The organism is Cystobacter fuscus (assembly GCF_002305875.1).
Taxonomy (GTDB): Bacteria; Myxococcota; Myxococcia; order Myxococcales; family Myxococcaceae; genus Cystobacter; species Cystobacter fuscus_A.
In genome coordinates, this window is record NZ_CP022098.1 from 4,052,026 (window position 1) to 4,072,620 (window position 20,595).

The window sequence follows — 20,595 nt, forward strand, 5'->3', positions numbered from 1 at the left end:
GCGGGCGGGCCTACGGCCTTTCGAGATCGTCGAACACGAGCCGGAGCACCTTCCACCGCCCGCGCACTCGCTCGAGCTCCGCGTACCACGAGAGCTCCTCGGCGTCGGAATGGCGGCCCAGGGCAATGCTCGCGGGAGTCGATGCGTCCGCCGCGTAGAATTCGAAGGCGCAACGACCGTGTTTGAGGATCGGAACCACGTACCGACCCTGGTTGGTCGCGCCCTGCTGCACCTGCGCCGCGCTGCCGTTGTGCACCAGCCAGCCGCCCAGGTTGACGCCGCGCAGGCGCACGGTGGCGCCCGTCGTGGAGTCCATGATGTTGCGCCCGCTCGTCTTCAGCATGTTCAGCGCGTGCGCCGACGTCGGCGAGAAGCCACAGAGCACCGCCAGCCCGAGCGCCGCTCCCGCGAACGCGCTCCGGCCGGACGTCCCCTCCACTCCCTGATACGAACTCTCGTTGACTTCCATCGCGCAACTCCTCGAGCAAGACATGCGTCTGTCCGGGTGACCGGCCGCGTGTTTGCCATACAACACGGAAAGGCATTAATCGTTGAAAGTCGAGAATATCATAAGAAACATGGACGACCGTGTCATGAGGGGCGATGACACGGTGCGTCTGTCTCGAGGCCGGGGTTACTGGCTCGCGCCCTTGGGGTGGCCGGCCTTGACGTCCGCATCCCCGTAGGTCCAGCTGGCGTTCAGCCCGATTCCCCACCCGGAGGCGCTGTCGCTGGTGAGCGGGCACTTGTTCAGGTAGCCGCCGTAGAACGCCCCCGCGCCCGACTTGTTCGCGCCCCAGGGGCCGCTGCCGCCCGCCGTGCTCGTGCTCTGGGAGAGGGTCTGGGTGTATACGCTCCGGTTGCAGCGCGCGTCGTCGTTGTCGTGTTTCTCGTCCACGGTCACGTTGCAGCGATAACCATGGTAGGGCATCTCACAGGTGAGCGACGGGTTCACGTCACGCTTGTAGTCGTATTCGAAGCCCGGGTGGAAGAAGACGCCGGTGTTGTCCACCGTCCAGCTGTGCGCGTCATTGTCATTGGTCCGCCGGGCATATTGCTTGTGGTGCGAGCCCATGCAGCCACCGATTCCACAGCCGTCCCGGTTGTTCGCGAACTGCGGATGGGCACCGGTGAAGTCCAGACTGCCGGACTGCACGGTGTAGCCGTCATCCCGGCCCTTCACATACCAGACATAGGCCACGGTCGACTCGGCCGGATCCACCCGGATCACGACGATGTTTCCCTCCGCGTCCCCGCAGTGAGCGGACGAGCCGGCGACCTGGTTGCCCCACAGATACGAGTGCAACATCTGGAAGGTCCAGGCATTGGATGCAGTCGGCGGGCATTCCCGAGCAGGAGCTGATCTTCCGCACCTCCATGTCGTAGACGGCCTTCGGATTGCACAACCTCCAGCCACCGATACAGTCATTCGAGCTGAAGTTCTCGTCCCGGGTGACGTAGTACGGATGAAACGCCCGGGCCGACACCTGATGCAGGTTGGGATCGTCGCGTTTGGCGATCAGGTCCACGTTGAACTTGATCTTCCTGGCATTGTAGTAGGCGGCCGAGACCGAGGAGATGCAGTAGCCGGCATGGCAGTAGCCGACGTCGTTGTTGCTTCCATCGGCCGTCGAGCCCCTGGCCTGGCTGGCCAGCGAGGGGGGTGGAACACCGGCGCCCTGATCCGCGGGGGGAACATAGGCCGCGTGTGCGGACATCCCCACCAGCGAGGACAATAGCAGGCTCGCGACACCCAGTCCCCTACCCCACCCCTTGCGTTGCGGTGACAGCATCATCGTATGGACCTCCTTGGGAAGCGGTTGCGTCCCCCAGGACAACAGCGGATGAGCAGGAACGTCAAAGCGGGTACGCTCACCCCGAACGATTGGGCCGAGGAACTCCATGCGGACCCGTGAACAACTGGTGAACGATCTGCGCCAGCTCGGCGTGAACGCAGGCGACCTCGTAATGGTGCACGCATCGCTGCGCGCGATCGGACCCGTCGAGGGAGGTGTCGGCGGGGTGCTGGACAGCCTCGACGCGGCGGTGGGTCCGGACGGCACGCTGATCCCCTGGAACGACTACTACGGGCCGGGCTCGCCGCTCGAGCATGCGTGGCGGAGCGGGGTCCGGGTCTTGCGGCTGGGCGCGGACCTCAACACCGTGACCCTGCTGCACCTGGCCGAATATCTCGTGGAGCTGCCCAGCAAGCGGCGCGTGCGCCGGTACGTTCGGGTGCTCGGCCCCCACGGCCCCGAGGAGCGAACCGTCGACTGCCTCGACGACGAGTTCGGCATCGTCGACACGCAGGGGGAGGACTACTTCGGGCTGCTCCTGCGCGATTACCTCGCCCGGGGCACGGCGCGGACGGGACGGGTGGGCCACGCGGTGAGCGAATTGCTCGACGGCGCCGACGTCCTCTCCTTCGGTGTCCAGTGGATGGCCGAGCACCTCGGTTGACGGTGAGGAGAGGAGGAGCATGACGTCAGATCTCGAGGTGTGACGCACCGCACGTCCGCGGTGTGAGCCGCGTCACATCCTCGCGGAGCCTCCTTTGGCAGTGTTCCCTTCACCTTCCAGCCAATCACCGGACCGGACATGGAAGGGCCGCGGAACACTTCACACGGAGACACAACATGGCGATCATCAACTTCTCGGATTTCGTGCAGGTATGGGCCAACAACCTCGCGGCGAAGAACGGCACTTTCGTGAAATGGATCTGCCTCGATGCCAGCAAGAGCGAACTGGCTCAGTACCAGGACAAGCAGATCTCCCAGACCTGGGGAACGGCCACCTATGACATGAAAGCGCAGCCGACCACGGCTCCCAGCTTCGTTCAGAGCTCCGACTTCAACAACCAGCTGGATTCGGCGCAGAACTACAACTTCACCTATTCGAAGGCCACCAAGGACACGTATTCCTGGCAGGTGACCTCTGGCATCCAGGTCACGACGTCCGCGGAGATCGGAGTGACGGTGCCCGACCTCTTCTCGGCCAAGGTGTCCGTCTCCAACACCCTCTCCATGTCGTCGACCCAGGGGACGACCAGCGAGGAGGATCAGACCTGGTCCATCCAGGAGAACATCGCCGTGCCACCCCGGACCCACGTCACCGCCTCCGCGGCCGTCAACGAGCAGAAGGTGACCACCTCCTGGACAGCCGACGTCGCCATTGGCGGTCGCGCGGCCGTCTGGTTCGATGGCCAGATCTCCATTCCGGCCCTGGGCGATGGCACGCACTGGCTGTTCTTCCCGACGCCCGACTACATCTTCCGGACCTACCCGCAGTCGGTTCCCGCCGGGTATTACCTCGACGCGCAGGGACAGTTGCACTTCAGCGCGAGCGGCACCTTCACGGGGGTCAAGGGCGTGCAGTGCACCTTCGACGTCCGTAAGGCCGATGCCTCTCCGGGCGCGGACGCGGCGAGCACCGTGCTGATGAGCAAGACGTTCCTCGCGCAGAAAAAGTGATCAGCGCGTAGGGTGTTGAGCGAGGAGGCTAGGGAGGGGATGGAGCGAAGCGCTTCCCCCTTCCGCCTCCATGGCAAGAGATGAAACAAGATCCCAGGCGCCATGGGAATGTCGAAGTGGAGGGAAACATGCGTTTGCTGTCGCTGATCGTCGGCCTGCTCGTATCCATGCCCGCTCTCGCGCAGTGGGAGCCGAAAGACGCGCCACGGTCGTGGACAACGGAGGCCCTGCACGCGTCTATTACATTCATTCATATCATGAGCAGGGTGAGACGCGCGTGAACCTGGCGGGGCTCGACGACATGATCTCCGTGCACGTGCAGAACTTCAGCAGCCTGCTCAAGGACACCAACCAGCTCTGCAGTGCGATCATCTTGTTCATCGACGGCATGGCGATCAAGGGGCTCGCGCCGCACTCCTGCGACATGCAGACGGGTCATGTGCGCTACCTGCTGCTGCGCACGCCCCAGTCGCATGACGTCTGGAAGATGCTCCTCGGCGGCCCCTCCGGGTATGTGCGTCCGGTCTCCATCAGCGTCGGCTCGAACGATCAGTTCTCGATCCCCACCACCGTCACGTCCTTCGGTCTCGAGGTCATCCCGCGAGGCAAGCTGTTCATCTTCTTCGGCGTGACGTTCGTGGGACTGCTGGTCTTCGTGTGGCTCTGCCGCAACCGGGGGCTCATCCGCTTCGCGTCACGAGGAGTGCCGACTCTGAAGCGGCCCTACAACCTTTCTCAATTCCAGATGGACTTCTGGTTCTTCCTGGTGGTGGTGTCGTACATCTTCAGCTACATCGGTGGTTTCGAGGCGTGCTCTCGCAAGCACGGCCCGGTGTTCGTGTTCTGGTTCGACGACCCGAGCGGCACCTACATGTTCTCGCTCTTTCGGAACGGTGAGCGGGTCCGCCTTCGCAACTGGGGGGAATGCATGTCCGACGACGAGGTCGAGCCGCTCCCGGGCGAACCGGCGAAAGCAACCCACCCGTTCGAGCATCAGATGGCCGCGTTGGAGGCGTTCGTGGGCCGGTCGTTTCACGACCTTCGGGAGGTGAAGATGGAGCGCTTCGACGAAGCGTGAGCGGCGCGGAGGCGTGGTCCGTTCACTTGCCGCGCACTGGGTCCCTCAGGCGAACCATTGCTCTGGCGGTCCACCCTCCAGGTCGTTCCCCCGCTGGATCTCGAGATTCCGGAGGCGCTGCCCGGTGTTTCGTCGTGGAGCCAATCACTTATCTCAGGGCTCGCAGAAGCCGCCACGCACCCACTCGTTGGCGACGTCTCTGTTGAACTTGAAGGTCACGGGCACGCGATGCTTCGCGACGGTCGCGCCAGCGTCGTCGACGGCTGAGAGCAGCGCGTGGGGCTCATACTCATCGGCCACGATCTCGAGCCGAACCTCGTACCAGCGGCCCTCCCAGGCGATGGAGAGCTTCTTGGTCATGGCCTGTTCGCGCTGTCGCGCGGAGCGGTCCAGGACCTCCGAGGCTGTTTTCACGAAGGTCGCGAACGCCGTCGCATCGAAGGGCTTGGGGTTCTTCTTGTCGCGGCCCATCACCCACGGACTGACGAGGACGGGCTCGGCGAGCCCCTGCTTGCGGATTTCCACGGCCCAGCCGTCGTCCTCCTCGTTCTTGATGACCCTGGCCGTCCAGCCGTTCTTCCGCCAGAACGTGGGCTCCATGACTTCGGGCTCGGCAGGCGTACGCTCGTCGCTCATAGGCGTTCCTCATTCCCTCCGATTGCCATCTACCAGAGAAGTATCACGCCGGGCGTGGCTCCGTTCAGCTCACGCGAGCGCCGCAGGGCTCCGTGGAGCCATCGCACTCGGGGTGAATACAAGGCAGCTGCGTCCGTATCAGGTGCATGCACGACATTTTACGCAGCACGGTGCTCACCGCACTGCTGGCCACGTCCGCGACGGCGTGGGCCGGCCCCTCCGCATCTCCAGACGCAACGGCGTCCCCGGTGCCGTTGATTGCCCTCGTCCCTGGCAAGGTCGTCTACGTCGACTCGGGGGGCTCGCGAACCCTCGCGGAGTGCCAGCAGGTGGAGGAGCGCCGGATGCTGGGCGGACCCGAGAAGGGCAAGCTGTTCCGGGAGACGGAGCCGTGCTCGCTCTGGTCCCTCGCCGTGCACCCACCCACGGGACGCTGGGCGATGGCCGCCTCGGTCACGGGCGATACCTCGTCGACCCGTCTGGTGAGCATGACGCTGTCGGGCCGGAAGCTTGAGGTGCCCACCGACAAGGCGGGGCGCGTCAAGGAGGGCAACCTGCTCGTGATGGGGGACCTGGAGGGGGTCGTGGCCGTCACCCCCGGAGCGCCGGCGCAGTGGACCAGCAACCACGTCCACCACTCGCAGCGTCCCGAGCTGTTCACGGCCGACGGCGCTCGCGTGCTCGTGGCCAACGGGACGGTGACCACCTCGGAGTGGTGGAGCTGGAGCTTCGAGCCTCGGCCCGAGGGCATTCGTGTGTTGCCGGCGCATGTGACGGACACGGCGGGCAACGACCTGGTCCTGGGGGAGTCGCGCACGGTGATGCGGCATGAGCGGAGTGGAGTCCGGATCGCCACGCTGGACCCCACGGGCACGAAGCCCTGGACGCTGGGGCCTCCCATGAAGCAGAAGCGAAAAGGAATGCTGTCGCCCATGTTGCTGGGGGACACGATGGTCTTCTATCGCGAAGGAGTGTTCGATGAAGGGGGCTGCGACGAGTCGAATTCCGGCACCTATCGTCGCCTCGACCTGCGCACGGGGCAGGAGCGGGTCTGGCGGACTCATGACACCTACTGCAGTGGCTTTGGGCTCGCGGCGGCGAGCGCGCGACGAAGGACGGTGTACTTCATCGAGAGCAACTACTACTCCACGGGCGTCTCCCAGATGTACGAGTACTCGCTCGACCGGGACGAGGTCCGTGCGCTGAATGCCCAGGGCTTCGAGGGAGCGCACGACATCAGCGGAGATGGGCGGACGCTCCTCCTGCACGCGCGAGGAGGCGGGGTCAGCGTGTACGACGTCGACACGGACGAGTCGGTCTGGTTGAAGGGGCTCGAGAACATCAGGGACGCGGGGTTGCTCGACCCGCGCTTCGATAATTGAGGAGTACGTCGACGCTGACATTGAGGCCCGCTCCCCTCACCCTTGGGCGCCTCCACGCTGTCGCGCTCCGGACTGCGCGCCGACACCTGCGGACGGGGAGCAGGGAGAGGCACCGTGAGTATAGCCTCCTACGCCGGTGGCTGGACGTCTCCGGCCCGAGGAGGCAGCATGAAGCAGACGCTTGGATTTACCGTGGCCTTGGCTGTGACCACTTTGTTCACGGGAGCGCCGGACGTCCAGGCCCGTGGCACGACTCCTTCCGATGCGGATGGCGAGGTGACGTTCACCGCCGGTCTCACGGTCCATTGCGGTGACACCCTCACCACCCATACGCGCCTGACGCACGACCTCCACTGCCCCAGCTCGGCGCCCTTCGCGCTCCAGCTCGACGGCGACGGCATCGTCCTGGACCTGGGCGGATACACCATCCGCCGCACTGGCCCGGAGAACAAGAACTCACAAGGCATCGTGATCGCCAGGGGCTGGATGGTGCGCAATGGCACGGTCAAGGGATTCGGCCGGGCCGTCATGATCCCTCCCGGCTCGGGCACGTTGAACGTGCGGCTCCACAAGCTCGCGCTCCTCGACAACACCTCGGCTGTCTACAACTACGCCACCACGAACTTCCTCATCACGGAGTGCCGTGTGAGCGGGAACGGCGTCGGGCTGAACCGGGAGCTGGATGCGGGCTTCGGTGGTTTCGACGTGAGGTCGTCGGTGTTCACCCACAACGAGCTCGCGATGCTCGGGGACTTCCACTCCATCGACGTGCTCGACTCCACGTTCACGTCCAATGGGCGCGTCTTCCTCTGCTGGGAGAGCAACATCCGCATCAGGTCGAGCACGATCGCGTGGAACGACGCAGTGGGCAACATCCCCAATGACCCAGGCTTCCGCCTCTGCAGGCAGATACGGTTCGAGAACACGCTCATCGCGAACAACGCCGCGTTCGCGCCGGCCACCGATCCGGTCTGGAATCCGCTCAATCTCTCGATGCTCGACACCCTGGTCGTCCGCAACGGTACGGGGCTGGAGGCAGCGGCCGGGATGGTCTACATCGACGGCAACACCTTCTATGACAACGCGAGCGGCCTGACCCTGTCCGACCGCGCGGGGTTCCCTTACACCTCGCTCACGGGCATCGTCCGCGGCAATCAGTTCCTGGCCAACGACGGCGATGGACTCCGGGTGCAGCCGCCCAGCACACCCACGGTGCTCAACAACCTCGCCCTGGGCAACGCGGGCTTCGGCATCTACGCGCCCACGGCCTCCGACGGCGGCGGAAACGTCGCGCGCGGCAACACCGCGGGCGACTGCGTGGGCATCGTCTGCGCCATGTACTGACTCACACGAAGTGACGTAGGCTCTCCGCCCCAAGGGCTCCACGCGAGCCATCCTCTTGGAAGCTCGCCATGCGCCATACATCCCTGACCCGTCTCGCCTCCGCGACCCTCTGCGCCCTCGCCGCCGTCTCGCTCCTCACGGCCGCCGACACGCGAAAGCCCACCACCCAATGGCTCGCTCGCCCCTCCGAGGCCGCGCGCATCGCCCGTGTGGAGGCAGGACTCTCCCCCGTGGCCCTTCCCGGCGAGCAGACCCGCCGCCTCTCCCTCCAGGAGTGGATGGCGCTGTACAAGATTCCCGGACTGAGCATCGCTGTGTTCGACAAGGGATCGCTCGTCTGGGCCAGGGGTTATGGCGTGAAGCAGTCCGGCGGCACTGACCCCGTCACCCCCGACACCCTCTTCCAGGCTGCCTCCATCAGCAAGCCCGTGACGACCCTGGCGGTGCTGCACCACGCCGAGAAGCGCGGGTGGTCGCTCGACGGGAACATCAACGACCAGCTCGTCTCGTGGAAGGTGCCCGACAACGAGTACACGAAGGAACAGAAGGTCACCCTGCGCCGGCTGCTCTCCCACAGCGCGGGGACGACGGTCCAGGGCTTCAAGGGCTACGCGGCCAACGAGCCCGTGCCCACGCTCCGGCAGGTTCTCGACGGCGAGAAGCCCGCGAACTCCTCTCCCGTGCGCGTCGACACCGTGCCCGGCACGCTGACGCGCTACAGCGGTGGCGGCACGCTCATCGTCCAGCAGATGCTGATGGACCAGCTCCACCAGCCGTTTCCGCGAATCATGCGGGAGGGCGTCCTCGCCCCCCTGGGCCTGAAGCACAGCACCTACGAGCAGCCACTGCCCAAGAAGCTGCAGCCCCTCGCCGCCACCGGCACGCGCTCGGGAGGCGCGAGCGTCGAGGGCCGCTGGCACACCTACCCGGAGCTGGCGGCCGCGGGCCTGTGGACGACGCCCACCGACCTCGCGCGCATCGCCCTCGAGGTCTCCAAGGCATGGAACGGCGAGTCCCAGCGCGTGCTGTCCCAGTCGATGGCGAAGCAGATGCTCACCCGGCAGTCCGAGTCCTTCGGGCTCGGCTTCCAGCTCCGCCCGGGCAAGGAGTGGTTCGGTCATGGAGGAGGCAACGAGGGCTTCAAGTGCTCCCTCATGGCGTTCGCCGACTCGGGCAGCGGCGTGGCCATCATGACCAACTCGGATGATGGCTGGCGAATCTTCGAGCGACTCACCGCCAGCGTGGCCACCGAGTACGGCTGGAAGGGCTTCACCGCCGAGCCCGACAGCCCCTCCATGACGGCGGACCTGCTGGCGCGCCTCGAGGGTACGGACGCCGCCATCGCCTGGTTGAAGGAGCGGCGGCGCACGGCTCCAGAAGAGACGCTGTCCTCCGGCATCCTCAACGACATCGGTTACTCGTTGCTCAGGGGAGGCAAGGTCGCCGACGCCGTGAAGGTGTTCGAGGCCAACGTCGAGCTCTACCCCGAGGACGCCAACACGCACGACAGCCTCGGGGAGGCCTACCTCGAGGTGGGCCGGAAGGACGAGGCCATCACCCGCTACAAGAAGTCGCTCGAGCTGAACCCGAAGAACGACAACGCCGCGAGGATGCTGGAGGAACTCGGCGCATCCTCGAGCAAGTAGGTGAGCACCCGCGCCGTCACCGTGTGAAAGACCCCGGCGATTCGCCGCACGGTGTCCGGCCCTCCAGTGTATGCGTGATGGGCGACCCGGGGGGCCTATCAGAGCGCCGCGAGGGAAGGCCAGGGCGCCCGCGTGGTCTGGAGCACGGCGGCCATTCCCTGCGCGGCGAGCGCGTGGACCTGCATGGGGTAGTCGATGGCGAAGGGCCGGGGCGCATACATCCGCAGCGGTCCAGTCCAGGCGCCTCCGGGCTCCTGCATGTCCGCGAGCGCGCGGAGGGCGCCCTTCAGACGCGGGTGCTCCACGGGCAGGTAGTGCGTGAGCAACCCCAGAGCCATTCCGGTGGCCGCTGCCGCGCTCTCCTGGCCCAGGGCGGGGGGACCATCCTCCGTCCGGATTCTGTGCATCGAGGAGCTGGGGCGCGAGGTGCCGGGCCGCTTCGTGGCCGGGCTCGAGCGCCAGGGCTACCTCGTGCGCCGCATAGGCGTGGATGTCGAACCAGTGGGCCCGGCAGCCGCCTTCCCGTCGCGCACGCGCCGGTTCGCATCCGCTCCAGGTAGTCTCGCCCCGCCTCCAACGCGGCCCGCATCGCGTCCGTGTGGGGCAGGGCCAGGAGCACCATCGCGGTGGTGTCGGTGTCCGATTCGACTCCGCCCCGGTAGGGCCAGCCCCCGTCCTCGTTCTGGGCACGCAGGAGGAAGGAGTCGGCACGCGCGAACATCGTCGGCGCCAGGTCCTCACAGCCTTTCAGCGCCCGGCACAGCAGCGCCGTGTCCCACACATCCTCAATCGGCACGTCGAGCAAAGGCGGAATGGGGCTCTCCCAAGCAGGTGAGGAGGAGGCGAACGAGGCGCCCCAGGCAGCGGCAAGCAAAGAGTCGCTGCAGGCTGGTTACCGCAAGACGCACGACACGCTCAATGAAATAAACGGCATGAAAGTCATCACGCTGTTGAGGGCACGTCATGACTCGCACGAGTGTTTTCCTCATGGATGCCTTCTCCGAGATCGCGGTCTTCACGCGGGCTGCGGAGAAGCTGAGCCTCACTAGGAGCGGCTGGGAGTGCGGCTCCTCAATCTGACCACCCGCGGTCTCAGCCTCACATCCTCGCGGAACTTGACCGCCGGCAGCGCCGCCGAGCGCGCCCTGTCGCCCGAGCAGTGGGCCCTCGCGACGCTCCTCGGCGAGGCGTGAAGCGGGCGCCTCCCCGTTTTCCTCCGTTCAAAATGTGTTCACCAAAAGAACATCCCTTCCTCCGTCTGGAAGAGGTCCATTGATCCATAGTCCAGGGTGGACGATGTCTCTGGCCCGCCGGACCTCATCCCGGCGCTCCCTCCGAGAGCCCCAACGGAAGAAGGATGCCCTCATGAAGCGTTTGCTGATGCTCGCCCTCGTCTGCGCCCCGGTCGCCGTGCTCGCCGCGGACAAGACTGCTCCCAAAACCGCCCCCAAGACCGCGCCGAAGACGGAGCCGAAGGCCGACACGGGGACCATGCCCGCGGACGGCAAGGACCTGAAGGTCGAGGAGCCGGACCAGAAGGATCCGAAGAACAAGGAGACGGATGTCAAGGCGAAGGGCGAGGTGAAGAAGGACTCGTTCTGAAGCACTGTGCCGTGAATTGATCTTACCTCCAACGAATAGAGGACACACACATGAAGAAATACGCGGGATTGGTTTTCGTCGGGCTGTGCATGCTCCAGGGGACTGCGAATGGCGCCGATGAGTGCATCCAGACCATCAACCAGGGGGCCGGCACCGTGGCCCTGGGCCTGTATGAGCAGCAGTGCGCGACCCTGAGCTTCAGCTCGGGAATCATCACCAAGGATGTGAAGTACAACTGCTGCGGCCCCAGCGTGGCCATCCGTGTCAATGGCAACGACTGGAACAAGCTGATAAGCGAGGGCAAGCTGGATGGACTCCGCTACCAGAAGTTCGACAAGTCCGACAACGGCTACTCGCTGACGTTCCGCAAGGTCGTGGGCAAGGAGCCCACGACCATCAACGGCGAGGACTTCTTCAAGTAGCCGTTCCGCCTGCGGGCCGCGTGTGCACGCGCGGCCCGCCTTCAGCAGGAGTGCTCCGGACCGTGTCCGCGCCCTATCTTCACGACCTCGCTCCCTTCCTGTTCCGCTACGATGGAGGGCAGGGAAGTGTCTACACGGCCCGGTGGGATGGGCTCGCCTGTCTGGCGGGCTTCGCCCTCGCGCTGCTCCTGCTTCGGCGCTTCTCCGCCCGGGGCTATCTGCCACTGGCGCGCCCGGAGGTGTTCGACTTCACCAGCATGGTGGCGCTGCTGGGCGTACTGCTCGGCGGACGTCTGGGTTATCTGGTGTTGTATGAGTGGGAGCGCTTCTCGGGCAACCTGGGGCTGCTCTTCCAGTTCGGCCAGGGCGGCACGTCGTTCCACGGCGGGCTCGTCGGCGTGGCGGTGGTGACCTGGTTCCAGGCGCGTGAGCGTCAGGTGTCCTTCCTCTCGCTCGGCGACAATCTGGTGACGGTGGCGCCCCTGGGCCTGATGTTGGGCCGTCTCGCCAGCTTCATGGACGGGGAGTTGTTCGGGCGGATCACCCGGGTGCCCTGGGCCGTGCGCTTTCCCGCCGAAATCCACCTCGCGGCCTTTCAACCCGCCCAGGCCACCCGGCTCGCCGTGGAGCGGCTGCCCGCCAGCAGCTTCGACATCATGCAGGTGGCCCATGCCGCGCCCCGGGTCATGGACGAGCTGCTGCTCATCCTCAACCCGCGCCACCCCTCGCAGCTCTACGAGGCCGCGCTCGAGGGACTGCTGCTCTTCGTGATCCTCTACACCGTGCGCACCCGGGCCCGGCAGCCGCCCGAGGGACTCTTGTGCGCGCTGTTCCTGCTGCTGCACGCCGTGTTTCACATCGGCACGGGCTTCTGGCGCGAGCCCTTGAGTGGGGATCCGATGGTGCTGGGCCTCGCCCAGGGCCAGCTCTTCTCCCTGCCGGTGCTCACCGCGGGCCTGGGGCTGCTCGGATGGATCCTCCTGCGCCGTCCCCAGCCCGCCGGGGTACAGGAGCGAGAGACGCAGATGGCCAACTCCGAGGAGTGAGGCCCTGGGGCGCTGATCAGCCCCAGGGCCAGTGGACGCATGCCTCGCTCAGCAACTCGTCGGCTGACAAGTCCCCGCGCAATCAAACGTGCAGTCAATGCGCGCATCACACGTGACGAGCCACCAGGCTTGCGGGTCGAAGCACGAGCCGTTGACGGGCCCTATGCAGGTCATGCGCGCGAGCTGCTGCTCATAGTGGAATTGACCACTATAGCATGCTGCGGGCAGGCCCCTGCCGACAATACACCAGTGTGTACTGTACATGAATTGCCCGTAAGCGTCGACGGTCACCCACATCGAACTGTGTAACCCTGCCCTCGGATCGCAGGCGAGAGAAGCCTGCGTCTCGCCCTGCTCCAGAGTCCCCTCTGCTGCTCCTGCCTGAGCCTCCTCATCTATCGGCGCATTGCAGCCTAGAATCATGAACGCGCTGCACATGGATGCCGCGAACAGCGAAAGCGCCCTGCGGTTGATCACCAGAACCTCCATGGAATTAACGGATTAATCTCCGCGTGAAGAAAGAACATACTCCCGCGCGGTCGTAGTAAGCCAGACCCTACAGGGACGGACTGAAATTTCTGGCATCCCCCGAGGCGAAGAGGAACGGGAAGACGATGCTGGTCCCTTCCTGGGTGGAGAGTTCCGTCCACAGCAGCACGGGGTAGGCATGTGCCGAGCGGGGCAGGGCCACCAACACTCCGCCCAGGTTCGTCCCATCTTTTTTGCGCCATCCGGCGGCGGTGCCTGTCACCTACGCGGAGCTTCTTCAGAAGAAGCTTCGCCGTGTCTGCGGCACCTACCTGTTGAACGTGCGGCTCCACAAGCTCGCGCTCCTCGACAACGCCTCGGCTGTCTACAACGACGCCACCACGAACTTCCTCATCACGGAGTGCCGCGCGAGCGGGAGGGGGGGGCTGGAAGCGGACACGTTGTCCGGCACACAGCACGGGCGGCCCCCGTTTGCGGCTCTCCTCGGCCCCTCTGCACCAGCTCCCCTCAACAGCTCCCCTGTTTCTCCTATGCTCATGCTCCCGAGAGCAAACCCGGTAATTTCATGCAGCCAGACTTGCCCCCTGGAAATTGAAGGCGTTCAAGGCATCCCGCGATTTGCAACGTTTGATCACGAGTCGTTATGAGCGACATAAGAACATTGTTCTTGTTTCGACCCAACACCCTCAAATATGATACATGCAGGCCAAAATCAATGAGTCGATAAAAGGTCAGCGGGAATTAAAAAAGCACGGCAATTTTATTTGCAAGTTTTTGGGAATCGCATCGGCAAGCCCGGCCTCGCCAACGCCCGTGGGCAAATCCAAATGCGATGAAGCATTGACCCCGATGCTTCACTACAAATAATTCATCAATTAGGGAGGGAGAGGGAATGACAGAATCTACGACGCTTCAGAAAGAACGGCCCGTGCAGGTCGTGCCACTTTCCGGCAGCCTTGGTGCGGAGCTGCGCGGTGTCTTCATTCATGGCGAGACACCCGAAGAGGATGCCGCCTTCATTCAACGGATGCTGCTGAAATATCGCGTGGTGTTTTTCAGGAATCAACACCAGATTACCGATCAATCGCATCAGGATTTCGCCCGGAATTTTGGCGAAATCGTGAGCCATCCGACCGTCGCCGCCCAGGGGGATCCGGCCATTCTGGAGCTCCACTCCCACAATGGCGGGCGCGCCAACTCGTGGCACACCGACGTCACGTTCGATCTGCGTCCACCCAAGCTTTCCATTCTTCGCGCGGTCACGCTGCCCGAGCTGGGGGGTGACACCGTCTGGGCGAACACGGTCGCAGCCTACGAGCACCTGCCCGACAACCTCAAGGCGCTGGCTGAAAAACTTTGGGCCGTCCATGGCAACGATTTCGACTACGCAGCCAGCCGGGTGGAGCTGCTCCATGACGACACCGCCAAAAGGTACCGTCGGCAGTACGCCGCGCAGGTGATCAAGAGCGAGCACCCCGTTGTGCGTGTGCATCCCGACACGGGCGAGAAAAGCCTGCTCCTCGGCCACTACGCGCAGCGCTTCGTCAACTGCAACACCTACGACTCCGACCGGCTCTACGAGATCTTCCAGGCCCATGTCACACGGCTGGAAAACACCATTCGATGGCATTGGGCCCCCGGCGATGTGGCCATGTGGGACAACCGTTCCACACAGCACTACGCGATCAATGACTACGGCGATCAGACGCGGGTGATGAGACGGGTGACGATCGTGGGCGACGTGCCGGTGTCGGTCGACGGCTCCCCGAGCCGGCCGCACGTGCAGTGAAGGTCCAGCCGCCAATGATCAACGTGTCCGCTCGAAGTGTCCAGGTCGCACCGCCGACCCCTGCCAGCAGCAGCTTCCTGTACGGGCTTGTTTGCCTGTCGCTGCTGATGGGCTTGAGCATCGGCTACTCCAGGGTCATCACGACGCTGTATGCGGTAAAGCTGGATGCGAGCGGCTGGATGCTTGCCGCAGTGGCCGTATCCCAAAGCGTCGGGATGCTGGTGCTGGCAACGTCGGCTGGCCGATGGGTCGACATCTACGGTGTGCGAGTCGTCTTCGTCCTGGGGTCGGCCTGGGGCATGGCCATCTGCTTGCTGACGCCGCTGGTGCCGACCTTCCCGGCCTTGCTGTTGTTCACCGCGGCGGCGAGCCTGGCCATGCCGCCGCGCTTCGTGTCAATCAATACGATCTTCATGAGCCGCCTGCATGAGCTCGGCAGGCAACGGGCGGGCTGGTTTCGCGCCGCTCACGTGATCGGCATGACCTTTCTCGGGGCAGTTCTGGCCACGGCCCTGTTTCCCAGGCAAGGACCGGTGTTTGCCTTCTGGGGCGCCGCGGTCATCTTCGCGTCGAACATCGTGGTGTTCCTGCTGGGCATCGGCCGCAAGGGCCAACCGGAAGCCAGGCGAGGCCAGGCCGGGGGCCGGACCTCTCTCCCGCAACTGTTCAAGTCGATGCCAGCGCGGCGTGTCGCGGGCTGGGAGTTTTTGATCCAGTCACTGAATGCCTACTTCGCGTTCTACATCGTGATCATCGTCGTGCGCTACCTGCATCTGCCCGAGCGCACCGCCGGCTTTGCCGTCGCCGCGCAGGGCCTGGCATTTGTCTTCACGCTGGTGACGGCCGGATCGCTTGTGGTCCGGCATCCACGGGCAAGCCGCGGCCTCGGCGGGCTCGTGGTCGTGGGTGCCCTGATCGGACTGGCGACGTCACATGCGGCCACCGAGGTCTGCGCTTTCGCGTCGGTGCTGGGGTGTGGCCTGGGTCTGCTGCAGATCATCAACCTCACGGCGTTTGCCGCGCTGGGCGAGACGATCGGTTTCAGCCAGGCGGCATCGATCAATGCGTTGGCTGGCCCGAGTGGCGGCGTGTTCGGCGGGCTGCTTGGCGGCCTGCTCGAGCATTGGGTTGCGCCCCAAGCGTTGTTCCTGGCGTTCCTCCCGCTTTTCATGCTGCTGGCGTTGACCCGGCAGGACAAGCCGGCAACCGCTGGCGGAGGGGCCGAGGAGAGCCGCTGACGGGGGCCGCCGAGCAGGCGAGCCTACCGCCCGAGGCAGCGTCGGCCGCGCGCACGCTCGGGTTGGGAGCCTCTCCCCGGGCGCGCGCTACCCCCTGAGTGGTTGACGGGTGGGACGCGAGCGGGGATACACGCCCTCATGACGTTGGCATCGGTCGTCGGACAGCCACGCGCCATCGACGCGCTCCAGTCGGCGCTTCGGGGTGGCTCGGTTCATCACGCCTACCTCTTCGCCGGGCCCGAGGGTGTGGGCAAGGAACTCACCGCCGTGGGGCTCGCCCAGGCACTCACCTGTCCCGAGCAGCCCGACGTGGGCTGTGGCACGTGCTCGAGCTGCACCCGCATCGCCAAGGGCGCCCACCCGGACGTCTCCTGGCTCATGCCCGACGCCGAGCGCGTGGAGCGTGGTTTCGCGGGCCGCTCGGACTTCGCCACCACGCCCAGCCGCGACATCCGCGTGGATCAGATCCGCGCCCTGCTCGAGCGCATCTGCCTGCGGGGTCTCGAGTCCAAGCGCAAGGTGGCCATCGTGGTGGACGCGCACCAGATGAATGCCCAGGCGCAGAACGCCTTCCTCAAGACGCTCGAGGAGCCCCCCGCGGAGACCACGCTCATCCTGCTGGCCTCGGCTCCGGACAAGATGTTGCCCACCATCCGCAGCCGCTGCTCCAAGGTGTCCTTCGGCCCGCTGCCCGTGGAACTCGTGGCCGAGCGCCTCCAGAAGGAGCGGAAGCTGGACGCGCCGACGGCCATGCTCGCGGCGGTGATGGCCGGGGGCAGCCTCGGCCGGGCCATGGCGTTGGACTTGAAGGCGCTCGCGGCCCGTAAGGACGTCATCGCCTCGTTCGAGGCGCTCAAGCCCGGAGAGCCGAGCGCGATGCTTCGCTGGGCCGCCACGTTCGGCGAGTCGCGCGAGGACGCGGAGCAGGCGCTCTCCATCCTTTCGCTGTGGACGCGCGACGTGGCGATGGCGAAGGTGGGAGGGGAACGCCTGGCCAACCGGGACCTGGACGCGCTCGCGCACGAGGTGGCGGCGCGCACGCACGAGTCGATGCTCCACCGGCGGCACGCGCTGCTGGACAAGGCGCGGGCGACCATCGTGGAGCGCAACGGCTCGCCCCGGCTGCAGCTGGAGCGGATGCTCATTGAATTGCTGGAGGGGCGATGAGCGCGGCGGACATCGAGGACGTGCTGGACGAGGCCCGGGCGGGCAAGGTGGTGCACCCGCTCTACCTGCTGTGGGGCGAGGAGTACCTCGTGCGCAAGGGGGCGGACGAGCTGGTGAAGGCGCTGTTGCCGGATGCGTCCGCGGGGCTGAACTTCGCGGTGCTGGACGCGGGCTCGCCGCGCGAGGTGGCGCAGGAGCTGGCCACGCTGCCGCTGTTCCCCGGACGCAAGGTGGTGCTGGTGCGCGACCCGGAGTTCCTCGCACCGAAGAAGGGGCGGGGCAACGCGCTGGGCAAGGCGCGCGAGGCGTGGACGGCGGGCAAGCGCAAGGAGGGCGCGCGGCGGCTGCTCGCGCTGGCGGCCCGGGCGGGGTGGGGCGTGGCGCAGTTGGATCCGGACGCCCCGGGAGCGCCCACGGCGGAGGAGTGGAAGGAGGAGCTGAACGTCGAACTGGCGGAGGCGGATCTGCTCTTCCTCAAGGAGGTGGCCACGTTCTGCCGGGAGGAGCGCATCAGCGCCCCCGAGGGTGACGCGAGCGCGCTCCTGACCCTCTTCGAGAAGGGCCTGCCGCCGGGGCACACGCTGGTGATGGCGGCCTCGGACGTGGACGCGAAGAACCCGCTGGTGAAGCTCGCGGCGGACAAGGGCCGGCTCGTCGAGCGCAAGGTGGCGGCGCGGCACAAGGACCTGGAGATTGGCCCGCTCGCCGAGGAGTTCCTCTGGCCGTTCAAGAAGAAGCTGAGCAAGGCCGCGGCGGACCTGCTCAAGGAGCGCATTGGCGGCAACGTGCGGCTGCTGCAATCCGAGCTGGAGAAGCTGGCGACGTACGCGGAGGGCTCCACCATCGAGGCGGCGGACGTGGCGCTGCTGGTGGCGCACACGCGCGAGGAGGAGTTCTTCGAGCTGTCCGAGGCCCTGCAGAATCGCAACCTGAAGGCGGCGCTGGACTACACGGTGGACGCGATGGGGCAGGGGGTGCACGGGTTGCAACTGCTGGGCGCGGTGGCCTCCATCGTGCGGGGCATGCTGGAGAACCACGAGCGGTTGGAGAAGTACGCCGGGGGCTCGGTGCCGCGCTCGTTCAACGACTTCAAGGCGCGGGTGTTCCCCCGGGTGGAGGAGGAGGCGAAGGCGGCCAAGGGCAAGGCGCCGCATCCGTATGCGGCCTTCCTCGCGATGCAGGGAGCGGCCCGCTACAAGCGGCGCGAGCTGTTGGACGCACTGGTGGCGTGCGCCGAGTCGGACCTGTCGCTCAAGTCCTCGGCGAGCGGCAAGCTCGTCATCGAGCGGCTGTTGTGGACCGTGTGCGCGAGCGCGTGAGGCACCGCGCGGGGGGGCGTCTGAAGCTGCTCCCTCGACGCCCTCTCGGGCTTCAGGCGGCGATCTGGAAGTCCGGATGGGCGACCGCGAAGGCGGTGTTCCGATCCGCCTTGGGCGGGTAGATCCACTGGGTGTTGATCTCGCGCTTGAGCGCCTTGCCCGCGTCCCGCGTCAGCTTCACCTGGCGGTCCCATCCCTCGGTATAGAGCGCGCCCCAGGGTCCGAGATCGAGGCAGGTGACGTACTTCGGCTGACTGTACGGGTGGGTTGGCAGACCGACCAGCTCGGCGGCGGCGTTGTGGCCGGCGACACGGCCGAGGATCACCGCATGCTGGCAGGACATCGCCGCGATGTGGCCTTCATCGTCGGTCGCGACCATCGCCACATCCCCGGTGACGAAGATGCCCGCGGCGCCCTTGGCGCGCAGATACTGGTCGGCATGGACACGGCCGAAGCGGTCGTGTTCGCCGTTGATCTGCGCGGCGAGCGGGTTGGCTCTCGCGCCGGCCGTCCAGATCACCGTGTGGGTCTCGATCCGCTCGCCGGTGGACGTGGTGACACCCTCCGCGTCGATCGCCACGGCTCCGGTGGAGGTGCGCACCTCCACGCCGCACTCGGCCAGGGCCTCCTCGATCACCGGGCGTGGAACCGGCCCGAGGTCGGGGCCGATGGCGGGCGCTTGTTCCAGCACCACGACCCGGATCTTCGCGTCCTGGCCGAGGATGCCGCGCAGCCGCTGGGGCATCTCGGCCACCGTCTCGATGCCGGTGAAGCCACCACCCGCGACCACCACCGTGTTCCGGGCGGCCGTCTCCGGCTTGTGGGCGAGCGCCTTCAGGTGCTTGTCGAGAGCGTTCGCGCTCGACAGTTGGTCGACGTTGAAGGCGTGCTCCTTGAGTCCGGGCACGTTCGGCATGAACAGACGGCTGCCGGCCGCCAACACGAAGCGGTCATAGGGCAGCGTCACGCGTTCGCCGTCGGTGCCGAGCACTTCGACTTCATGCCGGTCGGCATGGATCGCCTCGATGGTGCCGGCGAGGTGGCGAACGCCGACCGCCTCGAACAGCGGGGCGAGGTCCGGTGCCATGTTCTCGATCACCGGTTCATAGAGGCGCGGGCGGATGTGGAGCTGGGGGGTTGGCGACACGACCAGGACTTCCACCTGGTTCTGCTTGCCCGCCAGCGACACGGCGCGTGCGGCGGAAATGGCCGCCCACATGCCAGCGAAACCCGAGCCTGCGATGACGATCTTCTGGTTCATTGTCTTGCTTTCTTTTGGGAGCCGGACGCAGCTCTCCGGTTCCGTCGTGCGGATACACGACGGCCGCTTTCTCGGTCGTCCGGCGAAAACCGAGAAAAAGTTCAGTGATTCGAGTGGCTCACGGCGTTACCGCCGCGCTTGCGCTTCAGGGAGGCTCTTCGTGCGTGCGCGATTTCCGCGTGGATGCACGGGTCTTGAGCCGATCCTCAATCCATTTCTGGACGTCGTTTGAAAACTCAGGCGGCGCTTTGCGGCCGAAAGTCTTCGCGACATCGGCGAGTGATTCCTTCGCCAAGGTGTCGCGCATTGCCTTCTCCGCGCGCAGCATCACGGCATGGACCGCACAGACGCCCGCCATCGCCCAGGAGGGAGGGTTTCCCTCGAACACGGCGCAACGGCCGCGGATCTGCTGACAGTCGAAGAGCGGCTTGTCCCCTTCGAGCGCATCGATGACTTCCAGGAAGCTGATGTCTTCCGGGGCCTTGGCGAGCTGATACCCGCCGCGCACTCCCTCGCTCGCGACGACGATCCCCGCCTTTTCGAGCTTGGGGAATATCTTGGCGAGGAAGGTGGGCGATACGCCTTGGAGCTCGGCCAGGTCACGGCTGCTCAGCGGCGTGTCGCCCGCGCTGACCAGCCAGAGGAGGCAGTGGATGCCGTACTCAACGCTCGTTGTGAGGTGCGCCATAACACGGACTATATGGGT

Annotated in this window: 21 protein-coding genes; 14 read left to right on the forward strand and 7 right to left on the reverse strand. The window is 65.8% G+C overall.

Annotated elements, in window-relative coordinates:
* Positions 1–10 precede the first annotated feature (10 nt).
* From CYFUS_RS52715 to CYFUS_RS52720, 3 genes are all read right to left on the reverse strand, one after another.
* Complete coding sequence (locus tag CYFUS_RS52715; RefSeq protein ID WP_232537608.1) at positions 11–469, reverse strand: hypothetical protein; 459 nt, start codon at positions 467–469, stop codon at positions 11–13.
* 165 nt (positions 470–634) lie between these two features.
* Positions 635–1,231, reverse strand: coding sequence for a hypothetical protein (locus CYFUS_RS16730; RefSeq protein ID WP_157758481.1), 597 nt, complete (start codon positions 1,229–1,231; stop codon positions 635–637).
* Positions 1,167–1,796: a hypothetical protein gene (locus CYFUS_RS52720; protein WP_157758482.1), complete on the reverse strand. Its 630-nt coding sequence runs from the start codon at positions 1,794–1,796 to the stop codon at positions 1,167–1,169. Before CYFUS_RS52720 ends, CYFUS_RS16730 begins: the two co-directional genes overlap by 65 nt.
* Before the next feature lie 106 nt (positions 1,797–1,902).
* Here CYFUS_RS52720 and CYFUS_RS16735 point away from each other — a divergent pair, with 106 nt between their 5' ends.
* The 3 genes from CYFUS_RS16735 (at position 1,903) to CYFUS_RS16745 (ending at position 4,548) form a co-directional block, all read left to right on the forward strand.
* A complete protein-coding gene (locus tag CYFUS_RS16735) occupies positions 1,903–2,460 on the forward strand; it encodes an AAC(3) family N-acetyltransferase (RefSeq protein WP_095986134.1) in 558 nt (185 codons plus the stop codon).
* 176 nt (positions 2,461–2,636) lie between these two features.
* Positions 2,637–3,470: an ETX/MTX2 family pore-forming toxin gene (locus CYFUS_RS16740; RefSeq protein ID WP_095986135.1), complete on the forward strand. Its 834-nt coding sequence runs from the start codon at positions 2,637–2,639 to the stop codon at positions 3,468–3,470.
* A 277-nt stretch (positions 3,471–3,747) separates the two neighbouring features.
* Positions 3,748–4,548 carry a hypothetical protein gene (locus CYFUS_RS16745; protein ID WP_095986136.1) on the forward strand — a complete coding sequence of 267 codons (801 nt, stop codon included), beginning with the start codon at positions 3,748–3,750 and terminating at the stop codon, positions 4,546–4,548.
* A 153-nt stretch (positions 4,549–4,701) separates the two neighbouring features.
* Here the strand turns inward: CYFUS_RS16745 and CYFUS_RS16750 are convergent, their stop codons facing one another.
* The gene (locus CYFUS_RS16750; protein WP_095986137.1) at positions 4,702–5,184 is read right to left on the reverse strand and encodes a hypothetical protein; all 483 of its coding nucleotides are present in this window, start codon (positions 5,182–5,184) and stop codon (positions 4,702–4,704) included.
* Positions 5,185–5,330: 146 nt separating this feature from the next.
* On the opposite strand from CYFUS_RS16750, the gene CYFUS_RS16755 reads away from it, so the two are divergent.
* From CYFUS_RS16755 to CYFUS_RS16765, 3 genes are all read left to right on the forward strand, one after another.
* Complete coding sequence (locus tag CYFUS_RS16755; RefSeq protein WP_157758483.1) at positions 5,331–6,566, forward strand: hypothetical protein; 1,236 nt, start codon at positions 5,331–5,333, stop codon at positions 6,564–6,566.
* A gap of 204 nt (positions 6,567–6,770) precedes the next feature.
* Entirely contained in the window at positions 6,771–7,910 is a 1,140-nt protein-coding gene (locus CYFUS_RS16760; RefSeq protein ID WP_332468431.1) for a right-handed parallel beta-helix repeat-containing protein, read from the forward strand.
* 68 nt (positions 7,911–7,978) lie between these two features.
* Positions 7,979–9,556 carry a serine hydrolase gene (locus CYFUS_RS16765; RefSeq protein WP_095986140.1) on the forward strand — a complete coding sequence of 526 codons (1,578 nt, stop codon included), beginning with the start codon at positions 7,979–7,981 and terminating at the stop codon, positions 9,554–9,556.
* Positions 9,557–9,654: 98 nt separating this feature from the next.
* Here CYFUS_RS16765 and CYFUS_RS16770 read toward each other — a convergent pair whose 3' ends face one another.
* Complete coding sequence (locus CYFUS_RS16770) at positions 9,655–9,963, reverse strand: hypothetical protein (RefSeq protein WP_095986141.1); 309 nt, start codon at positions 9,961–9,963, stop codon at positions 9,655–9,657.
* A gap of 654 nt (positions 9,964–10,617) precedes the next feature.
* Between CYFUS_RS16770 and CYFUS_RS53930 the strand changes: the two genes are divergently transcribed.
* The 8 genes from CYFUS_RS53930 (at position 10,618) to holA (ending at position 18,628) form a co-directional block, all read left to right on the forward strand.
* The gene (locus CYFUS_RS53930; protein ID WP_269770244.1) at positions 10,618–10,749 is read left to right on the forward strand and encodes a hypothetical protein; all 132 of its coding nucleotides are present in this window, start codon (positions 10,618–10,620) and stop codon (positions 10,747–10,749) included.
* A 172-nt stretch (positions 10,750–10,921) separates the two neighbouring features.
* On the forward strand, positions 10,922–11,158 hold the full coding sequence (locus CYFUS_RS16775) for a hypothetical protein (RefSeq protein WP_095992060.1): 237 nt from the start codon (positions 10,922–10,924) through the stop codon (positions 11,156–11,158).
* A 50-nt stretch (positions 11,159–11,208) separates the two neighbouring features.
* A complete protein-coding gene (locus CYFUS_RS16780; RefSeq protein ID WP_095986142.1) occupies positions 11,209–11,580 on the forward strand; it encodes a hypothetical protein in 372 nt (123 codons plus the stop codon).
* 62 nt (positions 11,581–11,642) lie between these two features.
* A complete protein-coding gene (gene lgt / locus CYFUS_RS16785) occupies positions 11,643–12,626 on the forward strand; it encodes a prolipoprotein diacylglyceryl transferase (protein WP_157758484.1) in 984 nt (327 codons plus the stop codon).
* Between the two features lie 1,381 nt (positions 12,627–14,007).
* Complete coding sequence (locus CYFUS_RS16795; RefSeq protein ID WP_095986145.1) at positions 14,008–14,904, forward strand: TauD/TfdA dioxygenase family protein; 897 nt, start codon at positions 14,008–14,010, stop codon at positions 14,902–14,904.
* A 14-nt stretch (positions 14,905–14,918) separates the two neighbouring features.
* Positions 14,919–16,142 (forward strand): MFS transporter, encoded by a 1,224-nt coding sequence (locus CYFUS_RS16800; RefSeq protein WP_095986146.1) that lies wholly within the window; start codon positions 14,919–14,921, stop codon positions 16,140–16,142.
* A 138-nt stretch (positions 16,143–16,280) separates the two neighbouring features.
* Positions 16,281–17,309, forward strand: coding sequence for a DNA polymerase III subunit delta' (holB, locus tag CYFUS_RS16805; protein ID WP_095986147.1), 1,029 nt, complete (start codon positions 16,281–16,283; stop codon positions 17,307–17,309).
* A complete protein-coding gene (gene holA / locus CYFUS_RS16810; protein ID WP_095986148.1) occupies positions 17,306–18,628 on the forward strand; it encodes a DNA polymerase III subunit delta in 1,323 nt (440 codons plus the stop codon). Before holB ends, holA begins: the two co-directional genes overlap by 4 nt.
* Positions 18,629–18,680: 52 nt before the next feature.
* Here holA and CYFUS_RS16815 read toward each other — a convergent pair whose 3' ends face one another.
* On the reverse strand, positions 18,681–19,889 hold the full coding sequence (locus tag CYFUS_RS16815; protein WP_095986149.1) for an NAD(P)/FAD-dependent oxidoreductase: 1,209 nt from the start codon (positions 19,887–19,889) through the stop codon (positions 18,681–18,683).
* A 145-nt stretch (positions 19,890–20,034) separates the two neighbouring features.
* Entirely contained in the window at positions 20,035–20,577 is a 543-nt protein-coding gene (locus tag CYFUS_RS16820; protein WP_095986150.1) for an RrF2 family transcriptional regulator, read from the reverse strand.
* Positions 20,578–20,595 lie beyond the last annotated feature (18 nt).

What these genes read in the sequence shown, in the direction of transcription:
- CYFUS_RS16765 (WP_095986140.1), top strand. Translation starts at nt 7,979, where the DNA reads ATGCGCCATACATCCCTGACCCGTCTCGCCTCCGCGACCCTCTGCGCC.
- CYFUS_RS16795 (WP_095986145.1), top strand. Translation starts at nt 14,008, where the DNA reads ATGACAGAATCTACGACGCTTCAGAAAGAACGGCCCGTGCAGGTCGTG.
- CYFUS_RS52715 (WP_232537608.1), bottom strand. Translation starts at nt 469, where the DNA reads ATGGAAGTCAACGAGAGTTCGTATCAGGGAGTGGAGGGGACGTCCGGC.
- CYFUS_RS16820 (WP_095986150.1), bottom strand. Translation starts at nt 20,577, where the DNA reads ATGGCGCACCTCACAACGAGCGTTGAGTACGGCATCCACTGCCTCCTC.
- CYFUS_RS16755 (WP_157758483.1), top strand. Translation starts at nt 5,331, where the DNA reads ATGCACGACATTTTACGCAGCACGGTGCTCACCGCACTGCTGGCCACG.
- CYFUS_RS16770 (WP_095986141.1), bottom strand. Translation starts at nt 9,963, where the DNA reads ATGCACAGAATCCGGACGGAGGATGGTCCCCCCGCCCTGGGCCAGGAG.
- CYFUS_RS16740 (WP_095986135.1), top strand. Translation starts at nt 2,637, where the DNA reads ATGGCGATCATCAACTTCTCGGATTTCGTGCAGGTATGGGCCAACAAC.
- CYFUS_RS16800 (WP_095986146.1), top strand. Translation starts at nt 14,919, where the DNA reads ATGATCAACGTGTCCGCTCGAAGTGTCCAGGTCGCACCGCCGACCCCT.
- CYFUS_RS52720 (WP_157758482.1), bottom strand. Translation starts at nt 1,796, where the DNA reads ATGATGCTGTCACCGCAACGCAAGGGGTGGGGTAGGGGACTGGGTGTC.
- CYFUS_RS16815 (WP_095986149.1), bottom strand. Translation starts at nt 19,889, where the DNA reads ATGAACCAGAAGATCGTCATCGCAGGCTCGGGTTTCGCTGGCATGTGG.
- holB (WP_095986147.1), top strand. Translation starts at nt 16,281, where the DNA reads ATGACGTTGGCATCGGTCGTCGGACAGCCACGCGCCATCGACGCGCTC.
- CYFUS_RS16780 (WP_095986142.1), top strand. Translation starts at nt 11,209, where the DNA reads ATGAAGAAATACGCGGGATTGGTTTTCGTCGGGCTGTGCATGCTCCAG.
- CYFUS_RS16750 (WP_095986137.1), bottom strand. Translation starts at nt 5,184, where the DNA reads ATGAGCGACGAGCGTACGCCTGCCGAGCCCGAAGTCATGGAGCCCACG.
- CYFUS_RS16775 (WP_095992060.1), top strand. Translation starts at nt 10,922, where the DNA reads ATGAAGCGTTTGCTGATGCTCGCCCTCGTCTGCGCCCCGGTCGCCGTG.
- holA (WP_095986148.1), top strand. Translation starts at nt 17,306, where the DNA reads ATGAGCGCGGCGGACATCGAGGACGTGCTGGACGAGGCCCGGGCGGGC.
- CYFUS_RS16735 (WP_095986134.1), top strand. Translation starts at nt 1,903, where the DNA reads ATGCGGACCCGTGAACAACTGGTGAACGATCTGCGCCAGCTCGGCGTG.